Origin of the sequence: Amorphoplanes digitatis (genome assembly GCF_014205335.1) — a bacterium.
Classification (GTDB): Bacteria; Actinomycetota; Actinomycetes; order Mycobacteriales; family Micromonosporaceae; genus Actinoplanes; species Actinoplanes digitatus.
On sequence record NZ_JACHNH010000001.1, the window covers coordinates 9,100,212 to 9,120,840 of the forward strand.

20 protein-coding genes, 1 tRNA gene, 1 pseudogene and 1 riboswitch are annotated in these 20,629 nt (G+C 69.6%); of the genes and pseudogenes, 12 read left to right on the forward strand and 10 right to left on the reverse strand.

Annotated features, from left to right (window positions below):
* Positions 1–5: 5 nt before the first annotated feature.
* The 4 genes from BJ971_RS40310 to BJ971_RS40325 form a co-directional block, all read right to left on the reverse strand.
* Positions 6–362, reverse strand: a complete 357-nt coding sequence (locus BJ971_RS40310) for a hypothetical protein (protein ID WP_260416107.1) — start codon at positions 360–362, stop codon at positions 6–8.
* On the reverse strand, positions 254–889 hold the full coding sequence (locus BJ971_RS40315) for an HNH endonuclease family protein (protein ID WP_377884722.1): 636 nt from the start codon (positions 887–889) through the stop codon (positions 254–256). The genes BJ971_RS40310 and BJ971_RS40315 overlap by 109 nt, the downstream gene beginning before the upstream one ends.
* A 134-nt stretch (positions 890–1,023) precedes the next feature.
* The gene (gene leuA, locus BJ971_RS40320) at positions 1,024–2,763 is read right to left on the reverse strand and encodes a 2-isopropylmalate synthase (RefSeq protein WP_184998506.1); all 1,740 of its coding nucleotides are present in this window, start codon (positions 2,761–2,763) and stop codon (positions 1,024–1,026) included.
* A gap of 203 nt (positions 2,764–2,966) precedes the next feature.
* Positions 2,967–3,773, reverse strand: a complete 807-nt coding sequence (locus BJ971_RS40325) for a hypothetical protein (protein ID WP_184998507.1) — start codon at positions 3,771–3,773, stop codon at positions 2,967–2,969.
* A gap of 226 nt (positions 3,774–3,999) precedes the next feature.
* On the opposite strand from BJ971_RS40325, the gene BJ971_RS40330 reads away from it, so the two are divergent.
* From BJ971_RS40330 to BJ971_RS40340, 3 genes are all read left to right on the forward strand, one after another.
* Entirely contained in the window at positions 4,000–5,265 is a 1,266-nt protein-coding gene (locus BJ971_RS40330; protein WP_184998508.1) for an aspartate kinase, read from the forward strand.
* A gap of 7 nt (positions 5,266–5,272) precedes the next feature.
* Entirely contained in the window at positions 5,273–6,343 is a 1,071-nt protein-coding gene (locus tag BJ971_RS40335) for an aspartate-semialdehyde dehydrogenase (protein WP_184998509.1), read from the forward strand.
* 151 nt (positions 6,344–6,494) lie between these two features.
* Positions 6,495–7,592 carry a glycoside hydrolase family 19 protein gene (locus BJ971_RS40340; RefSeq protein ID WP_184998510.1) on the forward strand — a complete coding sequence of 366 codons (1,098 nt, stop codon included), beginning with the start codon at positions 6,495–6,497 and terminating at the stop codon, positions 7,590–7,592.
* 54 nt (positions 7,593–7,646) lie between these two features.
* Here BJ971_RS40340 and BJ971_RS40345 read toward each other — a convergent pair whose 3' ends face one another.
* Together BJ971_RS40345 and BJ971_RS40350 are read right to left on the reverse strand one after the other, a co-directional pair.
* Complete coding sequence (locus BJ971_RS40345) at positions 7,647–7,943, reverse strand: hypothetical protein (RefSeq protein WP_184998511.1); 297 nt, start codon at positions 7,941–7,943, stop codon at positions 7,647–7,649.
* Between the two features lie 107 nt (positions 7,944–8,050).
* Positions 8,051–10,285, reverse strand: coding sequence for a putative bifunctional diguanylate cyclase/phosphodiesterase (locus BJ971_RS40350; RefSeq protein ID WP_184998512.1), 2,235 nt, complete (start codon positions 10,283–10,285; stop codon positions 8,051–8,053).
* A 172-nt stretch (positions 10,286–10,457) separates the two neighbouring features.
* On the opposite strand from BJ971_RS40350, the gene pyrE reads away from it, so the two are divergent.
* The 3 genes from pyrE to BJ971_RS40365 all read left to right on the forward strand — a co-directional run bounded on the left by pyrE (position 10,458) and on the right by BJ971_RS40365 (position 11,846).
* A complete protein-coding gene (pyrE, locus tag BJ971_RS40355; RefSeq protein ID WP_184998513.1) occupies positions 10,458–10,973 on the forward strand; it encodes an orotate phosphoribosyltransferase in 516 nt (171 codons plus the stop codon).
* A gap of 172 nt (positions 10,974–11,145) precedes the next feature.
* Positions 11,146–11,376: a hypothetical protein gene (locus tag BJ971_RS40360; protein WP_184998514.1), complete on the forward strand. Its 231-nt coding sequence runs from the start codon at positions 11,146–11,148 to the stop codon at positions 11,374–11,376.
* A gap of 82 nt (positions 11,377–11,458) precedes the next feature.
* Positions 11,459–11,521, forward strand: a riboswitch (guanidine-III (ykkC-III) riboswitch).
* 10 nt (positions 11,522–11,531) lie between these two features.
* Positions 11,532–11,846 carry a DMT family transporter gene (locus tag BJ971_RS40365; RefSeq protein WP_184998515.1) on the forward strand — a complete coding sequence of 105 codons (315 nt, stop codon included), beginning with the start codon at positions 11,532–11,534 and terminating at the stop codon, positions 11,844–11,846.
* 57 nt (positions 11,847–11,903) lie between these two features.
* On the opposite strand, the gene BJ971_RS40370 is transcribed toward BJ971_RS40365, so the two are convergent.
* Positions 11,904–13,016, reverse strand: coding sequence for a hypothetical protein (locus tag BJ971_RS40370; protein ID WP_184998516.1), 1,113 nt, complete (start codon positions 13,014–13,016; stop codon positions 11,904–11,906).
* A 196-nt stretch (positions 13,017–13,212) separates the two neighbouring features.
* Here BJ971_RS40370 and BJ971_RS40375 point away from each other — a divergent pair, with 196 nt between their 5' ends.
* Both BJ971_RS40375 and BJ971_RS40380 read left to right on the forward strand, forming a co-directional pair.
* Positions 13,213–13,647 carry a methionine--tRNA ligase gene (locus BJ971_RS40375; RefSeq protein WP_184998517.1) on the forward strand — a complete coding sequence of 145 codons (435 nt, stop codon included), beginning with the start codon at positions 13,213–13,215 and terminating at the stop codon, positions 13,645–13,647.
* Positions 13,648–13,682: 35 nt separating this feature from the next.
* Positions 13,683–13,835, forward strand: coding sequence for a hypothetical protein (locus tag BJ971_RS40380; RefSeq protein ID WP_184998518.1), 153 nt, complete (start codon positions 13,683–13,685; stop codon positions 13,833–13,835).
* Between the two features lie 168 nt (positions 13,836–14,003).
* On the opposite strand, the gene BJ971_RS40385 is transcribed toward BJ971_RS40380, so the two are convergent.
* Positions 14,004–14,726: a hypothetical protein gene (locus BJ971_RS40385; protein ID WP_184998519.1), complete on the reverse strand. Its 723-nt coding sequence runs from the start codon at positions 14,724–14,726 to the stop codon at positions 14,004–14,006.
* 120 nt (positions 14,727–14,846) lie between these two features.
* Between BJ971_RS40385 and BJ971_RS40390 the strand changes: the two genes are divergently transcribed.
* From BJ971_RS40390 to BJ971_RS40405, 4 genes and pseudogenes are all read left to right on the forward strand, one after another.
* Positions 14,847–16,661, forward strand: coding sequence for an IS481 family transposase (locus BJ971_RS40390; RefSeq protein WP_377884724.1), 1,815 nt, complete (start codon positions 14,847–14,849; stop codon positions 16,659–16,661).
* Complete coding sequence (locus BJ971_RS40395; RefSeq protein ID WP_184998521.1) at positions 16,658–17,107, forward strand: hypothetical protein; 450 nt, start codon at positions 16,658–16,660, stop codon at positions 17,105–17,107. Before BJ971_RS40390 ends, BJ971_RS40395 begins: the two co-directional genes overlap by 4 nt.
* 593 nt (positions 17,108–17,700) lie before the next feature.
* On the forward strand, positions 17,701–18,972 hold the full coding sequence (locus tag BJ971_RS40400) for a tetratricopeptide repeat protein (RefSeq protein ID WP_311772859.1): 1,272 nt from the start codon (positions 17,701–17,703) through the stop codon (positions 18,970–18,972).
* A 94-nt stretch (positions 18,973–19,066) separates the two neighbouring features.
* Positions 19,067–19,555: pseudogene (locus tag BJ971_RS40405) on the forward strand (tyrosine-type recombinase/integrase); the annotation flags it as partial.
* Positions 19,556–19,578: 23 nt separating this feature from the next.
* Here the strand turns inward: BJ971_RS40405 and BJ971_RS40410 are convergent.
* Together BJ971_RS40410 and BJ971_RS40415 are read right to left on the reverse strand one after the other, a co-directional pair.
* A tRNA-Pro gene (locus BJ971_RS40410) sits at positions 19,579–19,655 on the reverse strand.
* Between the two features lie 72 nt (positions 19,656–19,727).
* A complete protein-coding gene (locus tag BJ971_RS40415; protein ID WP_184998523.1) occupies positions 19,728–20,621 on the reverse strand; it encodes a metallophosphoesterase in 894 nt (297 codons plus the stop codon).
* Positions 20,622–20,629 lie beyond the last annotated feature (8 nt).

Sequence of the window (20,629 nt, forward strand, 5' to 3'; positions counted from 1 at the left end):
GGGCGTCAGCCCTCGGGGCGGTTCAGGATGCCGACCGCCACGGCGTGCACCGCGTCGAGGTCGGCCGGGTCCTTGAGGGTGGCCTTCGCGCCAGTCACGGCGTACCACTCGTCGGCGTCGCGGTACTGGACGCTGACGGTGGCCTGATCGCCGGCGAGTTCGGTCCGCAGGGTCAGGTCGCCGGTGACGACGCCGACCTCGTCGGTCATCACCCCGCCCTGACCGGCGGTGATGTCGGTCGATCTGCTGTCCGTCATGCGCATCTCTCCAACATGTCGGTGAGCGCGGACTTCTCGGCGGTGGTCACGGTGAGCTTCCACTTGGCCTTCACCGTGATCCAGTCCTGTGCGTACTCGCACCAGGCGTCGGTCCGCTCGGGCTTCCAGGTCGACGGGTCCTGGTCACCCTTTGCCCGGTTCGACGACGCCGAAACCGCCAGCAGCTGCGGATCGTCGAGATCGTTTGCGAAGTCCTCGCGCTCCTGCGTGTCCCAGGAGGCGGCACCCGAGCGCCACGCGTTGGCCAGCGGGACCATGTGGTCGATGTCGACCTTGCTCGGGTCGGCGATCTTGTCGCCGTCGTAGACGCTGACCCAGGTGCCGGCGACGACGTTGCACCCGGAGAGCTTGACCTTGGTGCCGTCGCGCTTGAGCACGGTGTCGCGGACGTCGCAGTTGCTGCCGGCACTGCGCCAGTGCGGGAACTTGTCCCGGCTGTAGCCGCGCATAGAGCCGGCCTTGGCGATGGTCAGCTTGTCGAGCAGCGCCTCGGAGTCGCCGGCGTCGCCGGCGTCACCGGTGGAGGCGCCGGGCGCGGAACCACCCTGGTTGACGGAGACCTCGCAGGCGGTGGCGGTGGTCAGGATGAGCAGCGCGGCGGCGGCGCGAATGATCCACTGAGGAGCGGGGTGAGGGGGCACCCCTCAAGCGTATGTGCGGCGCGCCCGCTTCGCGCGGCTCGTCATCCGTGCCGGATACGTTCCGCGCGCCGCCCGAGTGAACCCGGACGGCGCGCGGACCTCGTTCAGCGTGCGCGGTTGACCGCGCTCGTCACGGCCTTGATCGAGGCGGTGACGATGTTCGCGTCGAGCCCGACGCCCCAGACGGTACGGCCGTTGACCTCGCACTCGACGTACGCGGCGGCCTGCGCGTCACCGCCGGAGGAGAGCGCGTGCTCGGCGTAGTCGAGCACCCGGACCTGGATCGCCAGCGGCTGGAGCGCCTGCACGTACGCGTCGATCGGGCCGTTGCCGACGCCGACGATGGGCCGCCGGGTGCCGCGGTGCCGGACCTCCGCGTCGATCTCGACCTTGCCGTCGACGGTGGCCGTCGAGTAGCTCTCGAAGTCGAGGATGCCGAACTGCTGGTGCGAGACCAGGTACTCGCCGGCGAAGATGTCCCACATCGCCTCCGGGCCGACCTCGCCGCCCTCGGCCTCGGTGAAGTGCTGCACCACGCCGGAGAACTCGATCTGCAGCCGCCGCGGCAGGTCGAACTTGTGCTCCTCCTTCATGATGTACGCCACGCCGCCCTTGCCGGACTGCGAGTTGACCCGGATGACGGCCTCGTAGCTGCGGCCCACGTCCTTGGGGTCGATCGGCAGGTACGGCACGCCCCAGGTGAAGTCGTCCACCTCGACGCCGGCCTCGCCCGCGTCGGCGTGCAGTGCGGCGAAGCCCTTCTTGATCGCGTCCTGGTGCGAGCCCGAGAACGCGGTGTAGACCAGGTCGCCGACGTACGGGTGCCGCTCGTGCACGGGCAGCTGGTTGCAGTACTCGACCGCGCGCTTGATCTCGTCGATGTCCGAGAAGTCGATCATCGGGTCGATGCCCTGCGAGAAGAGGTTCAGCCCCAGCGTGACCAGGTCGACGTTGCCGGTGCGCTCGCCGTTGCCGAACAGGCAGCCCTCGACGCGGTCGGCGCCGGCCAGCACGCCGAGCTCGGCGGCGGCGACGGCGGTACCCCGGTCGTTGTGCGGGTGCAGGCTCAGGATGATGCTCTCGCGGCGCGGCAGGTGGCGGTGCATCCACTCGATGGAGTCCGCGTACACGTTGGGGGTGGCCATCTCGACCGTGGCCGGCAGGTTGATGATCAGCGGGCGGTCCGGGGTCGGGTCGATCACGTCGATCACCGCCGAGCAGATCTCCAGCGCGTACTCCAGCTCGGTGCCCGTGTAGGACTCGGGGGAGTACTCGTAGAAGATCTCGGTGTCCGGGGTGTGGATCTCCGCGTACTTCTGGCAGAGGCGCGCCCCGCTCGTGGCGATGTCGGTGATGCCGTCCTTCTCCAGGCCGAACACCACCCGGCGCTGGAGCGTCGAGGTCGAGTTGTAGAAGTGCACGATGGCGCGCTTGGCGCCGCGGATCGACTCGAAGGTGCGGTCGATCAGGTGCTCGCGGCACTGCACCAGGACCTGGATGGTGACGTCGTCCGGGATCAGGTCCTGCTCGATGAGCTGGCGGACGAAGTCGAAGTCGGTCTGGCTGGCGGCCGGGAAGCCGACCTCGATCTCCTTGTAGCCCATCGCGACCAGCAGGTTGAACATGCGGCGCTTGCGCTCGGGGGACATCGGGTCGATCAGGGCCTGATTGCCGTCGCGCAGGTCGACGGCGCACCACCGCGGCGCGGTCTCGATGCGGCGGGCCGGCCACTGCCGGTCGGGCAGGTCGACGGCGAACTGCTGCTGGTACGGCTGGTAGCGCTCGAACGGCATCCGGCTGGGCCGCTGGCGCGCAATGGGATCGTCAGATACGTCGGAAGACATGTGAAGGCTCCTGTGAAGTGGTCAGTTCGAGGACCGACCGGCGCGCGTCAACTCCGCGACGAGGTGCCGGCCTCTGATGGGGCCTCGTCGCGGCAGCGAAGAAGAAGCGCGTGCCACATGTCGAACGTCACCCTACGTGATCAACCCGGATCCTACTAACCCTACGCCCGGATCGTGGGAAGTGCCGGGTCAGCGGGCCGGGATCACGCGGACGGGGCCGGTGCGGACGGCGTCGACGGGTCGAGGGTCACCGGCGGGGGCGGCGGTGCCGCCATGCCCATCGCCTCGCCGGCGGTCACCGGGCCGGGCAGGTCGATCGTCTGCGGCGGCGCGGCCGGCGGGCTCGAGATCGTCAGCCGGCCGAAATTGACCCGGGCCGCGGTGAGCAGGCCGTCGGCGGCGTAGCAGTAGATGCCGACGTCGACGGGCGCGGAGAGCGAGGTGGAGATCGTGTCCACCGAGTAGCAGTTGCCGGACGAGCCCTTGAGCGGCGAGGCGGCGGTCACGGACAGGGCGGACTGGCGGTCGGTGAAGACCGGCAGCCACTGCCGGAAGACCCGTTCGATCTTCGGGTCGTACTTCTTCGGTACGCGCTTGCCCTTGTCGGCGACCCGTACGCAGGACGGGGCGATCGGGTTGGCCGCCGAGGCGAGCGCGCACTGGAAGACGCCGGCCGCGGTCTGCACGATCGAGACGTCCGCCGTCCCGCCGAGCGCGCCGGACGGGATGTCCACCCGCCAGGTGCCGTCGACGGCCACCGTCGCCAGCACCGTGCGGGGTGCCTGGCCCTGTACCTCGAGGGTGTACAGCGCCGCGAAGCGGTGATCCTCGGCGGCAGCGGCCCGGGCGGCGAGCTCGATCCGGGCGTCCTCGGCCGGGGGCGGCGCGGACGACGGCGGCGCGGCGGGGGGCTCCGGTTCGGGCGCCGAACCCCCGCAGGCGGCCGCGCCGGCGGTCAGCAGGGCGGCGGCCAGCGCGGGGAGGACACGCGTGGCGTTGCGGGAGCGCATCGAGACATTCTCGCCTCTCGACACCCGGACCGGTCGTTGCGGGCAGTCGAACCCTTTCCCGGCGTGTCGCGGTGCTCGGCGGCCGGAATCTGGGATCGCATGTCGGCATGCGGGACGGCCGCCGCTAGTCTGGGGTCTCGATTGACCTGACCGGCGCCGCCTGGCCTGAACTGGATCTACAGGCCAGGCGGCGTCGGCACGTGTGGGTGGAAGGGAGCCGGCTGCCGTGGCCCTGATGGTGCAGAAGTACGGCGGTTCGTCCGTCGGCGATGCCGAGCGCATCAAGCGGGTGGCGGAGCGGATCGTCGCCGCGCGCAAGGCGGGGCACGACGTGGTCGTCGTGGTGTCGGCCATGGGCGACACGACCGACAACCTGCTGGACCTGGCCAACCAGGTGAGCCCGCTGCCGCCCGGCCGCGAGCTGGACATGCTGCTGACCGCCGGCGAGCGCATCTCGATGGCGCTGCTGGCGATGGCGATCCACAACCTCGGCTACGAAGCCCGGTCCTACACGGGTTCGCAGGCCGGCGTGCTGACCACGTCCGTGCACGGGCGGGCGCGGATCATCGACGTGACGCCCGGGCGGCTGCGTACCGCGCTGGACGAGGGCGCGATCGCGATCGTCGCCGGCTTCCAGGGCGTCTCCCAGGACACCAAGGACATCACCACGCTGGGCCGCGGCGGCTCCGACACCACCGCGGTCGCGCTGGCCGCCGCGCTGCACGCCGACGTGTGTGAGATCTACACCGACGTCGACGGCGTCTTCACCGCCGATCCGCGCATCGTCTCGAACGCCCGGCACATCAGCCAGATCACCTACGAGGAGATGCTGGAGCTGGCCGCGGGCGGGGCGAAGGTGCTGATGTTGCGATGCGTGGAGTACGCGCGCCGGTTCAAGGTGCCGATCCACGTACGCTCTTCGTACTCGAACAAGCAGGGCACGCTGGTCACCGGATCGATGGAGGACGCGGGAGTGGAACAAGCGCTGATCACCGGGGTCGCCCACGACCGCAGCGAGGCGAAGATCACGATCGTCGGCGTGCCCGACGAGCCCGGCGCGGCCGGACGGATCTTCGAGACGGTCGCCCAGGCCGAGATCAACATCGACATGATCGTCCAGAACGTGTCGACCGAGGGCACCGGGCGCACCGACATCTCGTTCACGCTGCCGAAGGCCGACGGCCCCACCGCGATGGCCGCGCTCGACAAGATCAAGGAGCAGACCCGCTTCAAGGGGCTGCTCTTCGACGACCACGTCGGCAAGGTGTCGCTGATCGGCGCCGGCATGCGCTCGCACCCGGGCGTCGCGGCGTCGTTCTTCGCCTGCATCGGCGAGGCCGGCGTCAACATTGAGATGATCTCGACCTCGGAGATCCGGGTGTCCGTCGTCTGCCGCGACAGCGACCTCGACACCGCGGTCCGCGCCGTGCACGACACCTTCGAGCTGGGCGGGTCGGAGACGGCCGTCGTCTACGCCGGTACCGGCCGGTAAGCGGCGGATGGCGCAGTCGCAGCCCACGCTCGCCGTCGTCGGGGCCACCGGCTCCGTCGGCACGGTCATGCGTGAGCTGCTCAGCTCCCGCCGCAACGTCTGGGGCGAGATCCGGCTGATCGCGTCCGCGCGATCGGCCGGCAAGGAGCTGCCCTGCCGCGGCGAGCAGCTGGTCGTCCGGGAGCTGACCGCGGACGCCTTCGACGGCGTCGACGTGGCCATGTTCGACGTGCCCGACGACGTGTCGCGGGCCTGGGCGCCGGTCGCCGTCGAGCGCGGGGTCACGGTCGTGGACAACTCGTCGGCCTTCCGGATGGATCCCGACGTGCCGCTCGTCGTGCCCGAGGTCAACCAGGACGAGCTGGGGCGCCGCCCGCGCGGCATCGTCTCCAACGCCAACTGCACGACGATGGCCATGATCATGGCCATCGCCCCGCTCCACCGCGAGTACGGCCTGCGCGAGCTGGTACTGGCGTCCTACCAGGCGGTGTCGGGCGCCGGGCAGATCGGCGTGGACACCCTGCACGACCAGCTCACCAAGGTGGCCGGCGACCGGCTGCTCGGCTCGCGCCCGGGCAACGTGCGGCAGGCGATCGGCGACGATCTCGGCCCCTTCACCGCGCCGCTGGCGCTCAACGTGGTCCCGTGGTCCGGTGACCTCGCCGCGGACGGGTGGTCGTCGGAGGAGCTGAAGCTCCGCAACGAGTCTCGGAAGATCCTCCGGCTGCCCGACCTCAAGGTCTCGGCGACCTGCGTACGGGTGCCCGTGGTGACCGGCCACTCGATCGCGGTGCACGCCGTCTTCGGCTCGGAGCTGGACGCGGAGGGCGCCCGCCAGGTGCTGCGCAACGCCCCCGGCGTGATCCTCGTCGACGACCCGGAGGCGGGCGAGTACCCGATGCCGATCGACGCGGTCGGCACGGACCCCTCCTGGGTGGGCCGGATCCGCCGGGCGATGGACGACCCGCGCGCGCTGGATCTCTTCATCACGGGCGACAACATGCGCAAGGGCGCGGCGCTGAACACGGTGCAGATCGCCGAGCTGCTCGCCGCGGAGTTCGCCAAGTCGTCCTCCTGATCCCCTCTCGGGTCGATCGGCGGGACCGCGCCAGAATATTTTCTGAAGTTTCTTAACAGATATTGACTCGCGGCCCGGGTATCTAGTTGAGTCAATGCGATTCCCCGTACCTCTCGCACCGGTGCGTCCCCCCACGTACGGAAGGTGAGCCATGTCCAAAAAACGGCTCCTGTCGATCGCGGCTACCCTCGGCGTCGCCGTGGTCGGTGCCGCCGCGGCCCTGCTGCCCATGACGGCGTCGAACGCGGCCGAGGCCTGCGTCGGCGCGTACAACAACTCCGCGGTCTACACCGGCGGCATGCGCGCCTCTTACAACAGCCACAACTGGACCGCCAAGTGGTGGACCCAGGGCGAGACGCCGAGCACCGGTGGCTCCGGCGTCTGGGCCGACAACGGCTCCTGCGGCGGCGGCACCACGCCGCCGCCCACCGGCGGCAACTGCAACTACCCGAACTGGGTCGCGGGTCAGTACTACGCGGCCGGCGCCATCGTGCGGTACACCAACGGGCAGTACTACCAGGCGTCGCACGAGAACCCGGGCTACGACCCGGTCATCAGCACCTGGTACTGGTCGCCGTACACCTGCACCGGCGGCGGCACCACTCCGCCGCCCGGCGGCGGCGGATCGGGCGGCTTCCCGGTCAGCGAGGCCCAGTTCAACCAGATGTTCCCGAGCCGGATCGGGTTCTACTCGTACGCCGGCCTGATCGACGCGATCAAGAAGTACCCGGCGTTCACCACCACCGGCAGTGACACGGTCAAGAAGCAGGAGGCCGCGGCGTTCCTGGCGAACGTCAACCACGAGTCCGGCGGCCTGGTCTACGTCGAGGAGATCAACCAGGCGAACTGGCCGCTCTACTGCGACCGCTCACAGCCATACGGCTGCCCGGCCGGCCAGTCCGCGTACCACGGTCGCGGACCGATCCAGCTGAGCTGGAACTTCAACTACAAGGCGGCCGGCGACGCGCTCGGCATCGACCTGCTGAACAACCCGGACCGGGTCAAGAACGAGTCGTCGGTGGCGTACCAGACCGCCGTCTGGTACTGGATGACCCAGCGCGGCCCGGGCACGATGACCCCGCACGACGCCATGGTCAACGGCCGCGGCTTCGGCGAGACGATCCGCAGCATCAACGGCTCGCTCGAGTGCAACGGCGGCAACCCCGCGCAGGTGCAGAGCCGCGTTGACGCGTACAACCGGTTCGCGGGCATTCTGGGAGTGAGCCCCGGCGGCAACCTCTACTGCTGAGCACATCCCGGAAAGCGGAGGGTGCGGCCGGTTCGGCCGTACCCTCCGTGCTGTTCAGAGCGCGAGTTGCGGACGGGCCGGCACCCCGACGATGGCCGGGCTGACCGACCGGACTGGCAGTTGCTGCGGCACGGGGCTGGGCACCAGCATCGACTCGAGCTCGGGCGCGATCGGCCGGCGCTCGTTGATCTGGATCAGGCGTGCCGCGCGGGCCAGCGAGCCGGTCTCGCCGTCGCGGAAGCCCTCGCGGTAACCCTTCTCGTAGCGTTCGCCGCGTCCGAGGGCGCGTCCGATCGCGAAGCAGGACGAGCCGGCGAGGGCCAGAAGGAATAGCAGCGCGAAGGGTGTCACGGCAAGCCTTTCAGCGGATTATTGTTCTATAGCCCGCAAAATAGCTGAAACCGTACTGACGCCGGGCAACCCAACTGATCAATGACGCGTACGAGTGACCCTGTATTTCAGGCCGCGGGGGTTATCGGACTGTCGGTAAGGATCCCGGGCATTTCCTCGGGGTCCACCGGCCGGCACAGGTGGTGCCCCTGCCCGTACGAGCAGCCCAGGCGCCGCAGCGCGGCGAGCTGCTCGGGGCTCTCGATGCCCTCGGCGACGACCCGCAGCCCCAGGATGTGCCCGAGGTCGACGATCGTGCGCACCAGTGCCAGATCCTCGGCCGTCGACTCCACCCGGTCGACGAACGCGCGGTCGATCTTCAATTCGTTGACCGGCAGCTCCCGCAGGTAGGCCAGCGACGAATAGCCGGTGCCGAAGTCGTCGATGGAGAGCTGCACGCCCATTTCCCGCAGGCTCGCCAGCGACGCCATGGCGGCCTCGGAGTCGTTCATCAGCACCGACTCGGTCAGTTCGAGGGTCACCGCGCTCGCCGGCATCCCGGCGACGGCCAGCGCCCGGGTCACGTTCGCGGCGAACTGCCCGTGCCGGAGCTGATGCCCCGAGACGTTCACGTTGAGCGTGAGATCGGGGTTGATCCGGCGCCAGGCCGCCACCTGGGTCGCGCTCGACTTCAGCACCCACTGGCCGATCTCCGCGATCAGGCCCGACTCCTCGGCGATCGGGATGAAGTCGGTCGGCATCACCAGGCCGCGGGTCGGGCTGTGCCAGCGTACGAGCGCCTCCACGCCGGCGATCTCGCCCGTGTCCAGGCGGACCAGGGGCTGGTACTGGAGCCGGAACTGGTCCTCGTGCATCGCGTACTGGAGGTCGCCGTGCAGGCTCAGGTAGTCGAGCGCCTCGGTGTGCATGTGCGGCTCGTAGACCACGACCCGGCCCGTGCCGGCCTTCTTGGCGCGGTACATGGCCAGGTCGGCCTTGTTCAACAGGCTCTTGGAGTCTGCGGACGGCTCCCGGCTGGCGGCCACGCCCACGCTCGCGCCGATGAAGACGTCCCGCCCCGAGATCCGGAACGGTTCCTTGATCGCGGCGATCACCCGCTCGCCGATCGCGGTGGCCGACTCGACGGGCGAATCGTGCAGCAGCACCGCGAACTCGTCGCCGCCGAGCCGGGCCGTGGTGTCGCTGGCCCGGACGCAGCCCCGGATCCGGTCGGCCACCGAGGCAAGCAGCTCGTCGCCGGCCTCGTGGCCGAGGCTGTCGTTGACCGCCTTGAACCGGTCCAGGTCGATGAAGAGCACGCTTGTCGGCTCGGTCGGCTCGCCCCGCGCCGCCAGCACCCGGTTGGAGATCTTCAGGAACAGGCCGCGGTTCGGCAGGCCGGTCACCGAGTCGTGGTGCGCCTCGTGGACCGCCTCGACGGTACGGGCGTCGGTCAGCGCGAGGCTGACCTGCTGCGCGAACGCGGCCAGCAGGTCACGCAACTCGCGGGAGGCCTCAGGGGTGCTCGGCAGTTGGGCGACGAGGCTGCCGGACATCTCCCCGGTGACCCGCACCGGGGCGGCGAGGATCGTGCCCCGCTCCGGATGCCCGGGAACCGCCGCGCGCATGATCACGTTCGAGGTCGACATCGCGACGCGGGCCTCGGTCTGCGGGCCCTCGGGGTTGACGAAGTCGTGGTCACCGGCGCCGGAGGTCGAGGCGACGGTCAGCCGGCGGTCCCGGCCGGCCTCGGCCAGGATCAGCGCGACCGGTACGCCGCCGAGCAGCAGCCCGGTGCCGCTGGTGACGGCATCGAGAATCTCCGGAAGCGACTTGCGGCTCGAGATCTCCCGCTGGATCGCCAGCAGCGACTCGACCAGCTGCCGCCGGGTCTGCGCCTGCTCCAGCAGCACCAGGCGGTCGGCGGCCTCCCGCTCGCGTTCCACCCGTACGGTCCGCTCGCCGCGCAGCACCCGGATGCTGCGCAGGGCCAGGCCGAGCCCCTGCGCCAGGCCGTCGAGGATCTGGCGCTCCTGCTCGCCGAACGTCTCGCTCTCCCGGGCCAGCACCAGCGCGCCGGCCAGGTCCGAGCCGAGGGGGCTGGACACGGCATAGCGGTCACCGAGGCTCGGCACCGACAGCGTGCCGGGCGCGTCGGCCAGCGCCAGCAGGCCCTCGACCGGCGCGTCGGCGCCGAATCCCCGGTCGCCGCGCACCTCCTCGCCGAGCACGACCGCGCCGGCCTCGGCCCCGACCATCTCGACGGCCCGTTCGACCGCGACGGCGATCGCCGTGTCCTCGTCGGCCGACGCGGTGACGGCCGTGAAGTACTCGGTCAGCTGATGTGCCGAAGAGGTAGGCATGTTCACACCGGGACCAGCGTGACGAGGATGTGGGAATGTGGGTCGTGACCGGCGCCGAACCGTCGTCCCGGGGCAGTCTGCATAACCCCCGATTCGGCAGCTTCAGCCACGAACTGAGCCGGGCCCGGGCCGCCTTCGCCCGCCCGGACCGGGCCTGACAGGCTGTTGCCTTGTGACTGACTCTGACCTTGCGCGGCAGGTCCGCGACGTGAGCCGACTGACCGGCGAGTTCGTTCTGCGCTCCGGCCGGACCGCCACCGAGTATTTCGACAAGTACCAGTTCGAGTCCGACCCGGTGCTGCTGGACCAGCTCGCCGAGGAGATGGCGGCGCTCATCCCCGACGGCACCGAGGTGCTGGCCGGCCTCGAGATGGGCGGCATCGCGGTGGTGACGGCCCTGGGCAGGCACGCCAAGCTGCCGTGCGCGTTCGTCCGCAAGGAGGCGAAGAAGTACGGCACGGCCCGCCTGGCCGAGGGCGCTGAGGTGGCCGGCCGGCGGGTCCTGGTGGTCGAGGACGTGGTGACGTCCGGCGGCCAGGTGGTCATCTCCACCGGCGAACTGCGCAAGCTCGGCGCGCACGTTGACCACGCCCTCTGCGTGATCGACCGTCAGGAGGGCGGGGCCGAGGCGCTGGCGGCCGACGGCATCACGCTGCGGGCGCTGCTCACCCGGGCCGACCTGTCATAGCGCGTACCGACTCTGGACCGCCTACTTCTGGTAGGCGGTCCAGCTGTTTCCACCGTCGCCGACGTAGAAGAAGTACAGCCGCTCGAGATCGTCCTGGCTCCACGCGCGATGTCTGAATATTTCGGGCCGTAGTCTGACAATTCGGCTTGACTATGAAATGCATACTGACGATATGAACGCCGATGGCACGGCCGATTCACAAGCGTGGGAGGGCCTTCCCCAGACCGCGCACAGTGCGTTTACGCCGTTGGGACAGATCGAACAGGCGACAAAGCTCGCCGCCGGGCTCAAACAACCGCGTACCGGATGGCGGAGAGCGGTAGCCGTCATGGGTGAGGTTCTCATCGTCCTCACGGCGGTGGCCGTCGTGGTGGCCGGCGTGCTGGGAATTGTGCAGCAGTAAGCCGGAAGGGGCGGCAGGCCTGCTCACCGAGTGGTGACTGATCTGATATTGCGTGCCGTAACCGTAACTGTCAGTGTGGGGCGTAGAGCTCACGCGGGCTCCCGGACGAGGGTGCCGTACCCGGTCAGCGACAAGACGGCCCGCGGGAGACTCTGATGTCCTGGCTCGTTCTCGTGCTGTCCGGTGTCCTCGAAGCGGTCTGGGCCACGGCCCTGGGCAAGACTCAAGGTTTCACCCGGGTCGTCCCTTCGGTGGTCTTCTCCGTCGCGATCATCGCCAGCATGGCCGGCTTGGCGTACGCGATGCGGACCCTGCCGATCGGCACCGCCTATGCCGTCTGGGTCGGCATCGGCGCCGTCCTCACCGTCGTATACGCGATGGCCACCGGCACCGAGACGGTCTCACCCCTGAAGATCGTCTTTCTGACCCTGATCATCGGCGGCGTGATCGGCCTGAAGGCCAGTCACTGAAACGGCCCGGCCCGTTCCTGGCTCAGCTCAGCCGGGTACCAGGTGCGTGCCGAGAGGCTATGTGCGGGGAAATCCCATGGTCACGTGCGAGGGGCCGTCGAGACTCGTGGAGAGGAGGTCGGCCAGATTCCACTCCGCCTCCGCGTCGTGCTCGGACGCCCGAGACGTGAGGTCCGCAACGACCGAACGCCAGCCTGAGCCGCGGAGCGTCGCCGGAACCCGGCTCGCCGCCCCCGGGGCGGCTTTCACGGCGTCCGCGATCGGCGCCTGGGCCGAGTACGTTTCGACCGGTCCCAGAACCTTCAGCATCTCTCGCCATTTCGCGGCGGGCAGGGCGACCGTGTATTCACGGTCTTCGTCCAGATTCAGGTCGTCCGATGTGGTCATGGCTATCGTGAATTCGCACCACAGCGACCAGCCGCCCGCTTTGATGGTCGGCGGTGTGCCACGGACTCGCCACCGGTACGACTCCCCGTGCGTCAGTGGCTCCATGCGCCAGAACTCCAGGGCTGCCGTCTGTCCGTGCCCACCGGCGGTCCCGGCGAGGTTGAGATCGTGAGCGGTGGGCCCGTCGACTCCGGTGATCTGGAAGGTGGCCTCGAGATACGGCAGGCCGGGCGCACCCGCGAACGAGGTGGCAAGGGTCGGGCGAACGGTGTCCAGGGTGGGCCGGTTCGGGCCGGTCGCGCAGGCCCGGCCGCCGCTGGTCAGGCCGACCGGCAGCGCCGCACCGGCGTACGCCGGGTCGCTCGGGTCGGCCTGCGGTTCGTCGAAGGGCGGTCCCATGCCCGCCGGCGGATACCCGCAGGGCGGCCCGGAGTTGGTCGGCGCGGCGATCGCGGCCTGGCAGTCGGCCAGCGACATCGGTCTCGGCGCCGGGCTCGCGACGCCGGCACTGGCCGGTTCGGTCGCGTGCTGGGCAGCCGCCCCGTCGACGGCCGAGGGCCGGGTCACGGCGGCGACGGCCACCGCCAGCACCACGACGATCGCGGCACCGACGGCCATCGGGACCAGCGATTGCGGCCGACCAGCCGGCACCGGCCCGGCCGGTGCGACAACTTCGCGCGCTGCCGGGTCCGGCAGCGCGCGCCGGCCGGCCCGGGTGCGCCTGCCCACCTGTACGGCGAGAGCGCCGCCCAGGACGGCTCCGGCAACGGCGAGCAGAACCACCCAGCCGGGACGGCGGGACGACAGGCTCGGCTTCGACACGGCACGCACTATCGGAGGCACCGACCCCAACCTGAGGACATGCCCACCACGGCGTTGAAGACCCTGCCGACGACGGACGGCTCACTTGGCAATCCCGCGAAGGGTTTGCTCGCAGAACGCTTGCAGAAACGCAAGGTAGATCGTTAAGATCCTCGTCATGGCTCAAGATGTCATCTATGCCCGCGTGTCTCCGGCCCTCAAGGAGGCGACAGACGCGTACGCCACCCGGCAAGGCGTCACCCTTACGGCGGCGGTGACGGATCTCCTCGAGCGTGGACTCGTAGCCGCATCCGACAACCGGTCCGTCGACCAGCTGGACGCGAGACTTCGTACGGCGGAGGCGCAGCTGGCAACACTGGCGGCCTTCGCCGAGCGCGCGGATCACCGAATCGGCGACTGTCCCAAGTGCGGCAAAGAGATCACCGGGCGAGACCTGCTGGCGGTCGGAAGCTGCCCGCACTGCGGTAGGGCCCTGTCCGAGCTCATCGTGCCGTCCAACCCCAAGAACACGCTCGACCAGCGCGAGGCGCTCATGCTCGTCGGCGCACTCGGCGCGGTTCTGGCTGTCGCATACCTCGCATCCAAGAAGTGATGCGATCCCACAACCGAGCAGAGAAAGGAGGAGTGATGGACGAGATCGGGAAGTTCATCGTGTTGGCGACGATCGCGGGAGCCACCATCGCGGCGGCGAAGAAGGCCGGCGCGCGGCTGGGCATCCCCGCCACCGCGGTGCCGGTCATCGCCGGCGCGCTCTACCTCGCCGCACGCCGGCTGCGGTAGGGGTCGGAAAGAAGCAGGCCCCGTATTGACCGAGATGCTTGCGACACCTCGGTCCGTACGGGGCCTTTGCGCAACCATAGCTGCCGGAGCGCCGACCGAAATCACACGTCGGTAGCCTGGTGCCGCACGAGCGTGACGGGACCAGGGCCCGGGCGACGGACTGGACGTTCAGGTCAGCGCGACCCATCCGCCGGACAGCGCCCAGTCGTCGTGCCAGAACAGCTGGTAGTACGTCTTGCCGTTGACGGTAGAGGCGACGATGTAGGTGTAGTCGGGAGTCACCGCCAGCACCGGCTGGTTGACCGTGCCGGTCGGCGGACTACCGGCGTTGAGCCACGAAGAGGTGCAGACCACCACGCCGCACTGCCCTGCCGGCTGGAACCAGATGTTGCCGTCGGTGCCCTTCACCGCGGCCGAGGCGGCGGTCCCGTGCCCGGCGACGCCGATCGGGCTGAGCTGGGCCGCCCCGAACACGCCGCCCGGGCGCCAGCGCCCGCCGAACGATTGTTGGCTGTCGTTGAACCTGGCGGCCCAGACGTCGCAGTTGATGTCGCAGGTCCAGTCGAGACCGATCGCGTAGAACGAGTCCGAGGTGGCCACCAGCGAAACGTGGTCGATCCTGGTGGAACTGGTCTGGATCTCCTGCCACGCCGCCCAGGAACCACCGGCCGCGGGCTGGCTGCGGAAGCGGTAGCCCGCGGTGACGACGATGCGGCCGGCCGAGCGCGCCGCGGACAGGTCAGGGCCACTGCCCGGGGTCATCGTCGAGGTGCCGAGCGAGGTCCAGCTGGTCTGGAACGGGCCGGTCAGCGAGCTCTGGGCGCTCGCGTACACGGTGTTGCCCTTCGCGGCGAAGACCTCCATGCGGCCGTCGCTGAGTTTGGTGACCACCGGGTCGGAGGTGAACGTCGTGTCGCCCCACAGCTCGCTCCAACCGTTTGTCCGGTCTCATGACCCGGGCGACAGATTGGTATCAGGACCTGGGCGACACTCCGCCGAGTGTTGGTGGAGATCAGCGTGGTGGAACAGCGGTATCAGGCCGTGTTGGAGGTGCGGGCCGGGTCGACGGTCACGGACGTGGCGGAACGCTTCGGGGTGTGTCGGCAGACCGTGCACGAATGGTTGGCCAGGTATCGCGACGACGGGCTGACCGGATTGGCAGACCGGTCCAGCCGACCGCGCAGATCGCCGGGTCAGACCGCGCCCGAGGTGGAAGCCCTCGTTTGTGAGCTGCGCCGGAACCATCCGCGGTGGGGTGCCCGCCGGATCCTGTTCGAACTCGGCAGGATCGGTTGTCCCGGTCCGATCCCGTCGCGGATCACGGTGCACCGGATCCTGGTCCGCCACGGCCTGGTCGATGAACGGCCCCGCCGTCGCCGCCGTGAGGAGTATCTGCGGTGGGAACGCGACCGGCCGATGGAACTGTGGCAGATGGACATCGTCGGCGGCGTGATGCTCGCTGACGGCAGGGAGGCCAAGGTGGTGACCGGCGTGGACGACCATTCCCGGTTCTGTGTCATCGCCGCGGTGGTCCCGAAAGCGACAGGCCGGGCCGTCTGCCTCGCGCTGGTCGCCGCCCTGCGCCAGTACGGGGTGCCGGACGAGGTGCTCACCGACAATGGCAAGCAGTTCACGGCACGCTTCAACGCCGGTGGTGGCGAGGTCATGTTCGACCGGATCTGCCGGGAGAACGCCATCACCTACCGGCTAACCAAACCGCGCAGCCCGACGACCACCGGGAAGGTGGAACGGTTCCACCTGAGCCTGCGCCGGGAACTGCTCGACGAGCACCCTCCGTTCGTTTCCGTGGCCGAGGCTCAGGCCACGATCGACGCCTTCCGCCACGACTACAACACCGACCGGCCGCACCAGGCTCTGGACATGGCGTTCCCCGCCGACCGGTTCCGCCCGAACACTGACGACGGCATCGCGTTGACACTGCCGCCGTCGCTGACCGCCGCAGCGGACGAGATCGGCCCGCCATCACCGCCAGCGGTGAAGCGTGTGACCGGATCAGCCGCCCGCGCCACCACGGCGACGAATCATGCGGTGGAGGTGACCAGAACGATCCCGGCATCGGGCAACATGACCGTCAGCGGGCAGCAGTTCTGGCTCGGTCCCGCTCATGCCGGACGCGAGATCACCCTATGGGCTGACACCACGGTCGTTCATCTGCTCCTGGCCGGGGTTCGCCTCAAGACGGTCCCGTCCCGGTTCAGTCTCACCCAGCTGCACCAACTGCTCACCGACGGCGGCCGACCGGCCGGACCCTCACCGATCAACCCCGCACCAGCACCACCTGGCACCGCGATCGAAGTCGAGCGGACCATCAACGCCTGCGGCCTGCTCGCCCTGGCCGGACGCCAGCACCCCGTCGGGTTCCACCTCGCCGGCCAACGGGTCACCGTCCGCATCGATCACGGAGTCCTGCACCTGCTCGGCTCCGATCGCGCCGTGCTGCGGTCGCTGCCCAACCCACTCACCACGCCCGAGCAGGGCAGAATCCGCGACGCTCGCCCCGCCGGCCCCGCCCCGGCGCCTGACATGCAGCCACTGCGGGTCGATCGGCGGGTCAGCAGCCGCGGCAGCATCAGCATCGCCCGGCAGAAGATCCAGGTCGGCATCGGCCACGCCGGCCGCACCGTCACCGTCGAAGAAGCCGACACCACCTTCCGGATCCACCACGGCGACGAACTGCTCGCCGAAGTGGCCCGCACCACCACCCGGCCCATCGCCCGGTTCAAAGCCCGAAAACCCGAACCGCCACGGCGGCGCCCGGATATCCTCGCCCCACCCTCCGAACCGATGTCGAGGTCACCACAATGAAGCTGCCACCCGGCGCCACCGGCTTCGACGCCGCACCCGACACCGGCACCGACCTCTCCGCGTTTACCGCGATCTGCCACCACGCCGCCCGCGCCGTCGGTGGCACCGTCAGCCAGATCGTCCCGGCGAATGTGACCCCCAACTTCCACACCGCCGAGATCGCTCGGCGCGGTCTCCGCACCCGAGTCCTCGGGCACACCACCATCGCGGCCGTCGCGTTCGCCGAGCCTTGGCCGGCCGCTGACCTCAGGGTCACCTTCACCGACCGGCCAGACCTGGCCGCCGCCCTCCAGGAAGTCTCCGACCTTCGAATCCTGACCAAGCAGCAGCTGGACTCGCCTATCGCAACCGCCGACCTCACCGCCTTGACAGCCGGTGAGCACGAGCAGATCACCTACTGGCAGCCGCACACCATCGGCGAGCTGCTCTTCAACTACTGGGACTGACAGCACAGCAAGAGAACAAGATCGTCTAGTCGGACGTGTCGCTCACGTCCCGAGACCGATCCGTCGCCAACGTCATGAGACTCGACATCAGAACAAGATCAGAACAAGAATCGTTGTGGCCAGCCAACTGATGTGCGACATGGATCCGCCAGGTGATGCGCGACAGGCATCCTCAGATTTGGCGGCGGGGCGGCGGGACTCATCGCCGGGTAGGGGTGGTGCTGTCGATCGGTCGCGGGAGCGTCGTCGGCGGTGGATCAGACGTTCGGGTTGGGTGCGGTCGCGGGTGTCAGATCTTGGTCGTTGGGGTCGGCCGGGTCGGTGCCGGTCGTATGGTGCGGGCCATTGTGGAGGACTTCCGGCCGCTGGGCGAGGGCGACTGATGCCGGAGATCGCGGAAGCGGGGCAGGGACGGTGCCGGGTTGACGGATGACCCAGGCTCAGTCGCCGATGGTGGGCGGGCTGGGAGTCGGGAACCATCAGTTCGCGACAGGTCGGCAGTCACGGTCGTCCGATGGGCGGAGGTACACCGGCTGGCGGTCGCCGGCCGGGAGCCCGCGATCGCCCGTGATGTCGGGCGCCGGGTGTCAGAGGTGTGGCTGCCCAGGTCCCGGTTCGCGGACGTGGCGGCCCTGGCGACCGCGACCCTGGCACTCGGCCCGGACGCCCGCTCCTTCTACGCCCTGGGCTGGGCTCAATCCTCCACCGGGCAGCCCCGACAGGCTTTGGCCAACTACGAGCAGGCGCTCCACCGGTATCGCGAGGCTGGCGACCGCGTCGGCGAAGCCGCCACCCTCAACAACATCGGCCTCGTGTACGACGGGCTCGGGGACCGGCCGCGGGCCCTGGACTACTACCGGCAGGCCCTGCCCATCCGGCGGGAGGTCGGCGAACGCGCCGGCGAAGCCGCCACCCTCACCAACATCGGCCTCGTGTACGACGGGCTCGGGGACCGGCAGCAGGCCCTGGCTTACTACCAGCACGCCCTGCCCCTCTTGCGGGAGGTCGGCGCCCGCGGCGGCGAAGCCACCACCCTCAACAACATCGGCGCCGTGTACAACGGGCTCGGGGACCGGCAGCAGGCCCTGGCCTACTACCAGCAGGCCCTGCCCATCCGGCAAGAGGTCGGCGACCGCGCCGGCGAAGCCAACACCCTCAACAACATCGGCGCCGTGTACTACGGGCTCGGGGACCGACAGCAGGCCCTGGACTACTACCGGCAGGCGTTGGACATCCTGCGGGAGGTCGGTGACCGCGTCGGCGAAGCCAACACCCTCAACAACATCGGCACCGTGTACTACGGGCTCGGGGACCGACAGCAGGCCCTGGACTACTACCGGCAGTCGCTGGACATCCGGCGGGAGGTCGGCGACCGCGCCGGCGAAGCCAACACCCACAACAACATCGGCGCCGTGTACTACGGGCTCGGGGACGCGCAGCAGGCCCTGGACTACTACCGGCAGGCTCTGCCCATCGCCCGGGAGGTCGGCGACCGCGTCGGCGAAGCCACCACCCTCTCCAGCATCGGCGTCCTATACGACGGGCTCGGGGACGCGCAGCAGGCCCTGGACTACTACCGGCAGGCTCTGCCCATCGCCCGGGAGGTCGGCGACCGCGTCGGCGAAGCCACCACCCTCAACAGCATCGGCGCCGTGTGCTACGGGCTCGGGGACGCGCAGCAGGCCCTGGACTACTACCAGCAGACGCTGCCCATCCTGCCGGCAGGTCGGCGACCGCGCCAGCGAAGCCACCACCAGGTACAACCTCGCGATGATCCACCGGGCGGAACGGAATCTCGACGAGGCAGTCGGCGAGCTGGAGATCGTCGTCGACCTCGACCGCCAAGTCGGCCACCCGGACCTTGAATCCGACATCGCCACGCTCGAACAGGTACGCCAAGAACAAGCAAGAAGTCGAAGAGCGACCTGATCACTCGGTCAATCGGCACGGCCGAACCCCCGACCAGACGCGACTGGCCGGTATCCCGGGCGGGCGTCGTCCCCGGCGCACCCGGTGCCGATTCTGGCCGATCCGTGGCCGGGCATCCCGGTGCGGGGTCGCGGGGCGGCGGCCCGGGCAGAGGCGTGCTGGTCGCCGATCGCGCCGGGGCTGACTCCGCACGGGCTGCGGCACTCGTACAAGACGCTCATGGTCGAGCTGGGCACGCCGGCCAAACTGATGGACCGCCAGATGGGTCACGATGACGGGTCTGTGCAGGCGCGCTATGAGCACGTCACGGCTGGGATGGTCGATCGGCTCCTGGAGGGACTCACCGGGCTGTGGGCGTCAGCGTTGGTCGCCCGGCGACAGATCTCGGCGGGCTCCCCGGTGGCGGCGCTTGATCGCTTGCTTCGGCAGGAGGCGGGGGGTGACCGCGCAAGATCTTCTCCCAGATTTCTCCCAGCGGGGCGTGGGAGAAGCGGAAGGCCCGGCCTCCGCGAACGGTAGACCGGGCCTGACCTGCACTTTCTTGGTCGGGGTGGCCGGATTTGAACCGACGGCCTCTTCGTCCCGAACGAAGCGCGCTACCAAGCTGCGCCACACCCCGAGCGTGCTCAGCAATACTAGCGGACGGTCCGGCGGTCGCGAAATCGGTATCCCGTGGCCGGGAAAGTGCAGGTCAGCGGGGTGTCAGGGTGAGGACGGTGGCCTCCGGGCGGCAGGCGAATCGGATGGGGGCGGTCGGGTGGGTGCCGAGGCCCGCCGAGACGTGGAGCCAGGCTTCCGAGCCGGGCCAGCGGTGCAGGCCCTTGGCCATCGCGTGGGGGAGGTCGCAGTTCGTGGTGAGGGCGCCGTAGCCGGGTACGCAGACCTGGCCGCCGTGGGTGTGGCCGGCCAGTAGGAGGTTGAAGCCGTCCGCCGCCATCGGGTCCAGGACCCGGGAGGCCGGGGTGTGTGTCACGCCGATGTGCAGGTCGGCGTCGGCGGTGACCGGGCCGGCCACCGAGGGGTAGTCGTCCCGGTCGATGTGGGGGTCGTCGACGCCGGCCAGTTCGATCGAGCGGCCGCCGGCCTTGATGGTGGTTCTCGCGTTGTTCAGGTCTGCCCAGCCGGCGTCTACGAAGGCCGCGCGGAGGTCCTCGGCGGGCAGGTCCTCGCCCTGCTGGTACTCGCGTTCCGGGAGCAGGTACTGGAGGGGGTTCTTCCAGATCGGGCCGCGGTAGTCGTTCGAGCCGAAGACGAAGGCGCCGGGTAGGCCGAGGAACGGGTCCAGTGCGCGCAGGACTCCGGGGATGGCGTCCGGTGCGGCCATGTTGTCGCCGGTGACGACGACCAGGTCCGGGTCGGTGCCGCCGAGCGCGGCCACCCAGTCCTGCTTGCGGCGCTGCTCCGGCATCATGTGCAGGTCCGAAATGTGCAGGATGCGCAGCGGTTCGGCGTCGGGTTCCAGCACCGGTACGTCGAAGCGGCGCAGGGTGAACATGTTGCGTTCGACCAGGGAGGCGTAGGCGAAGGTGGCGCCACCGACGGCGGTGATGCCGGCGGCCAGGGCGATAAGGGAGCGCTTGCGCATGACGGCCA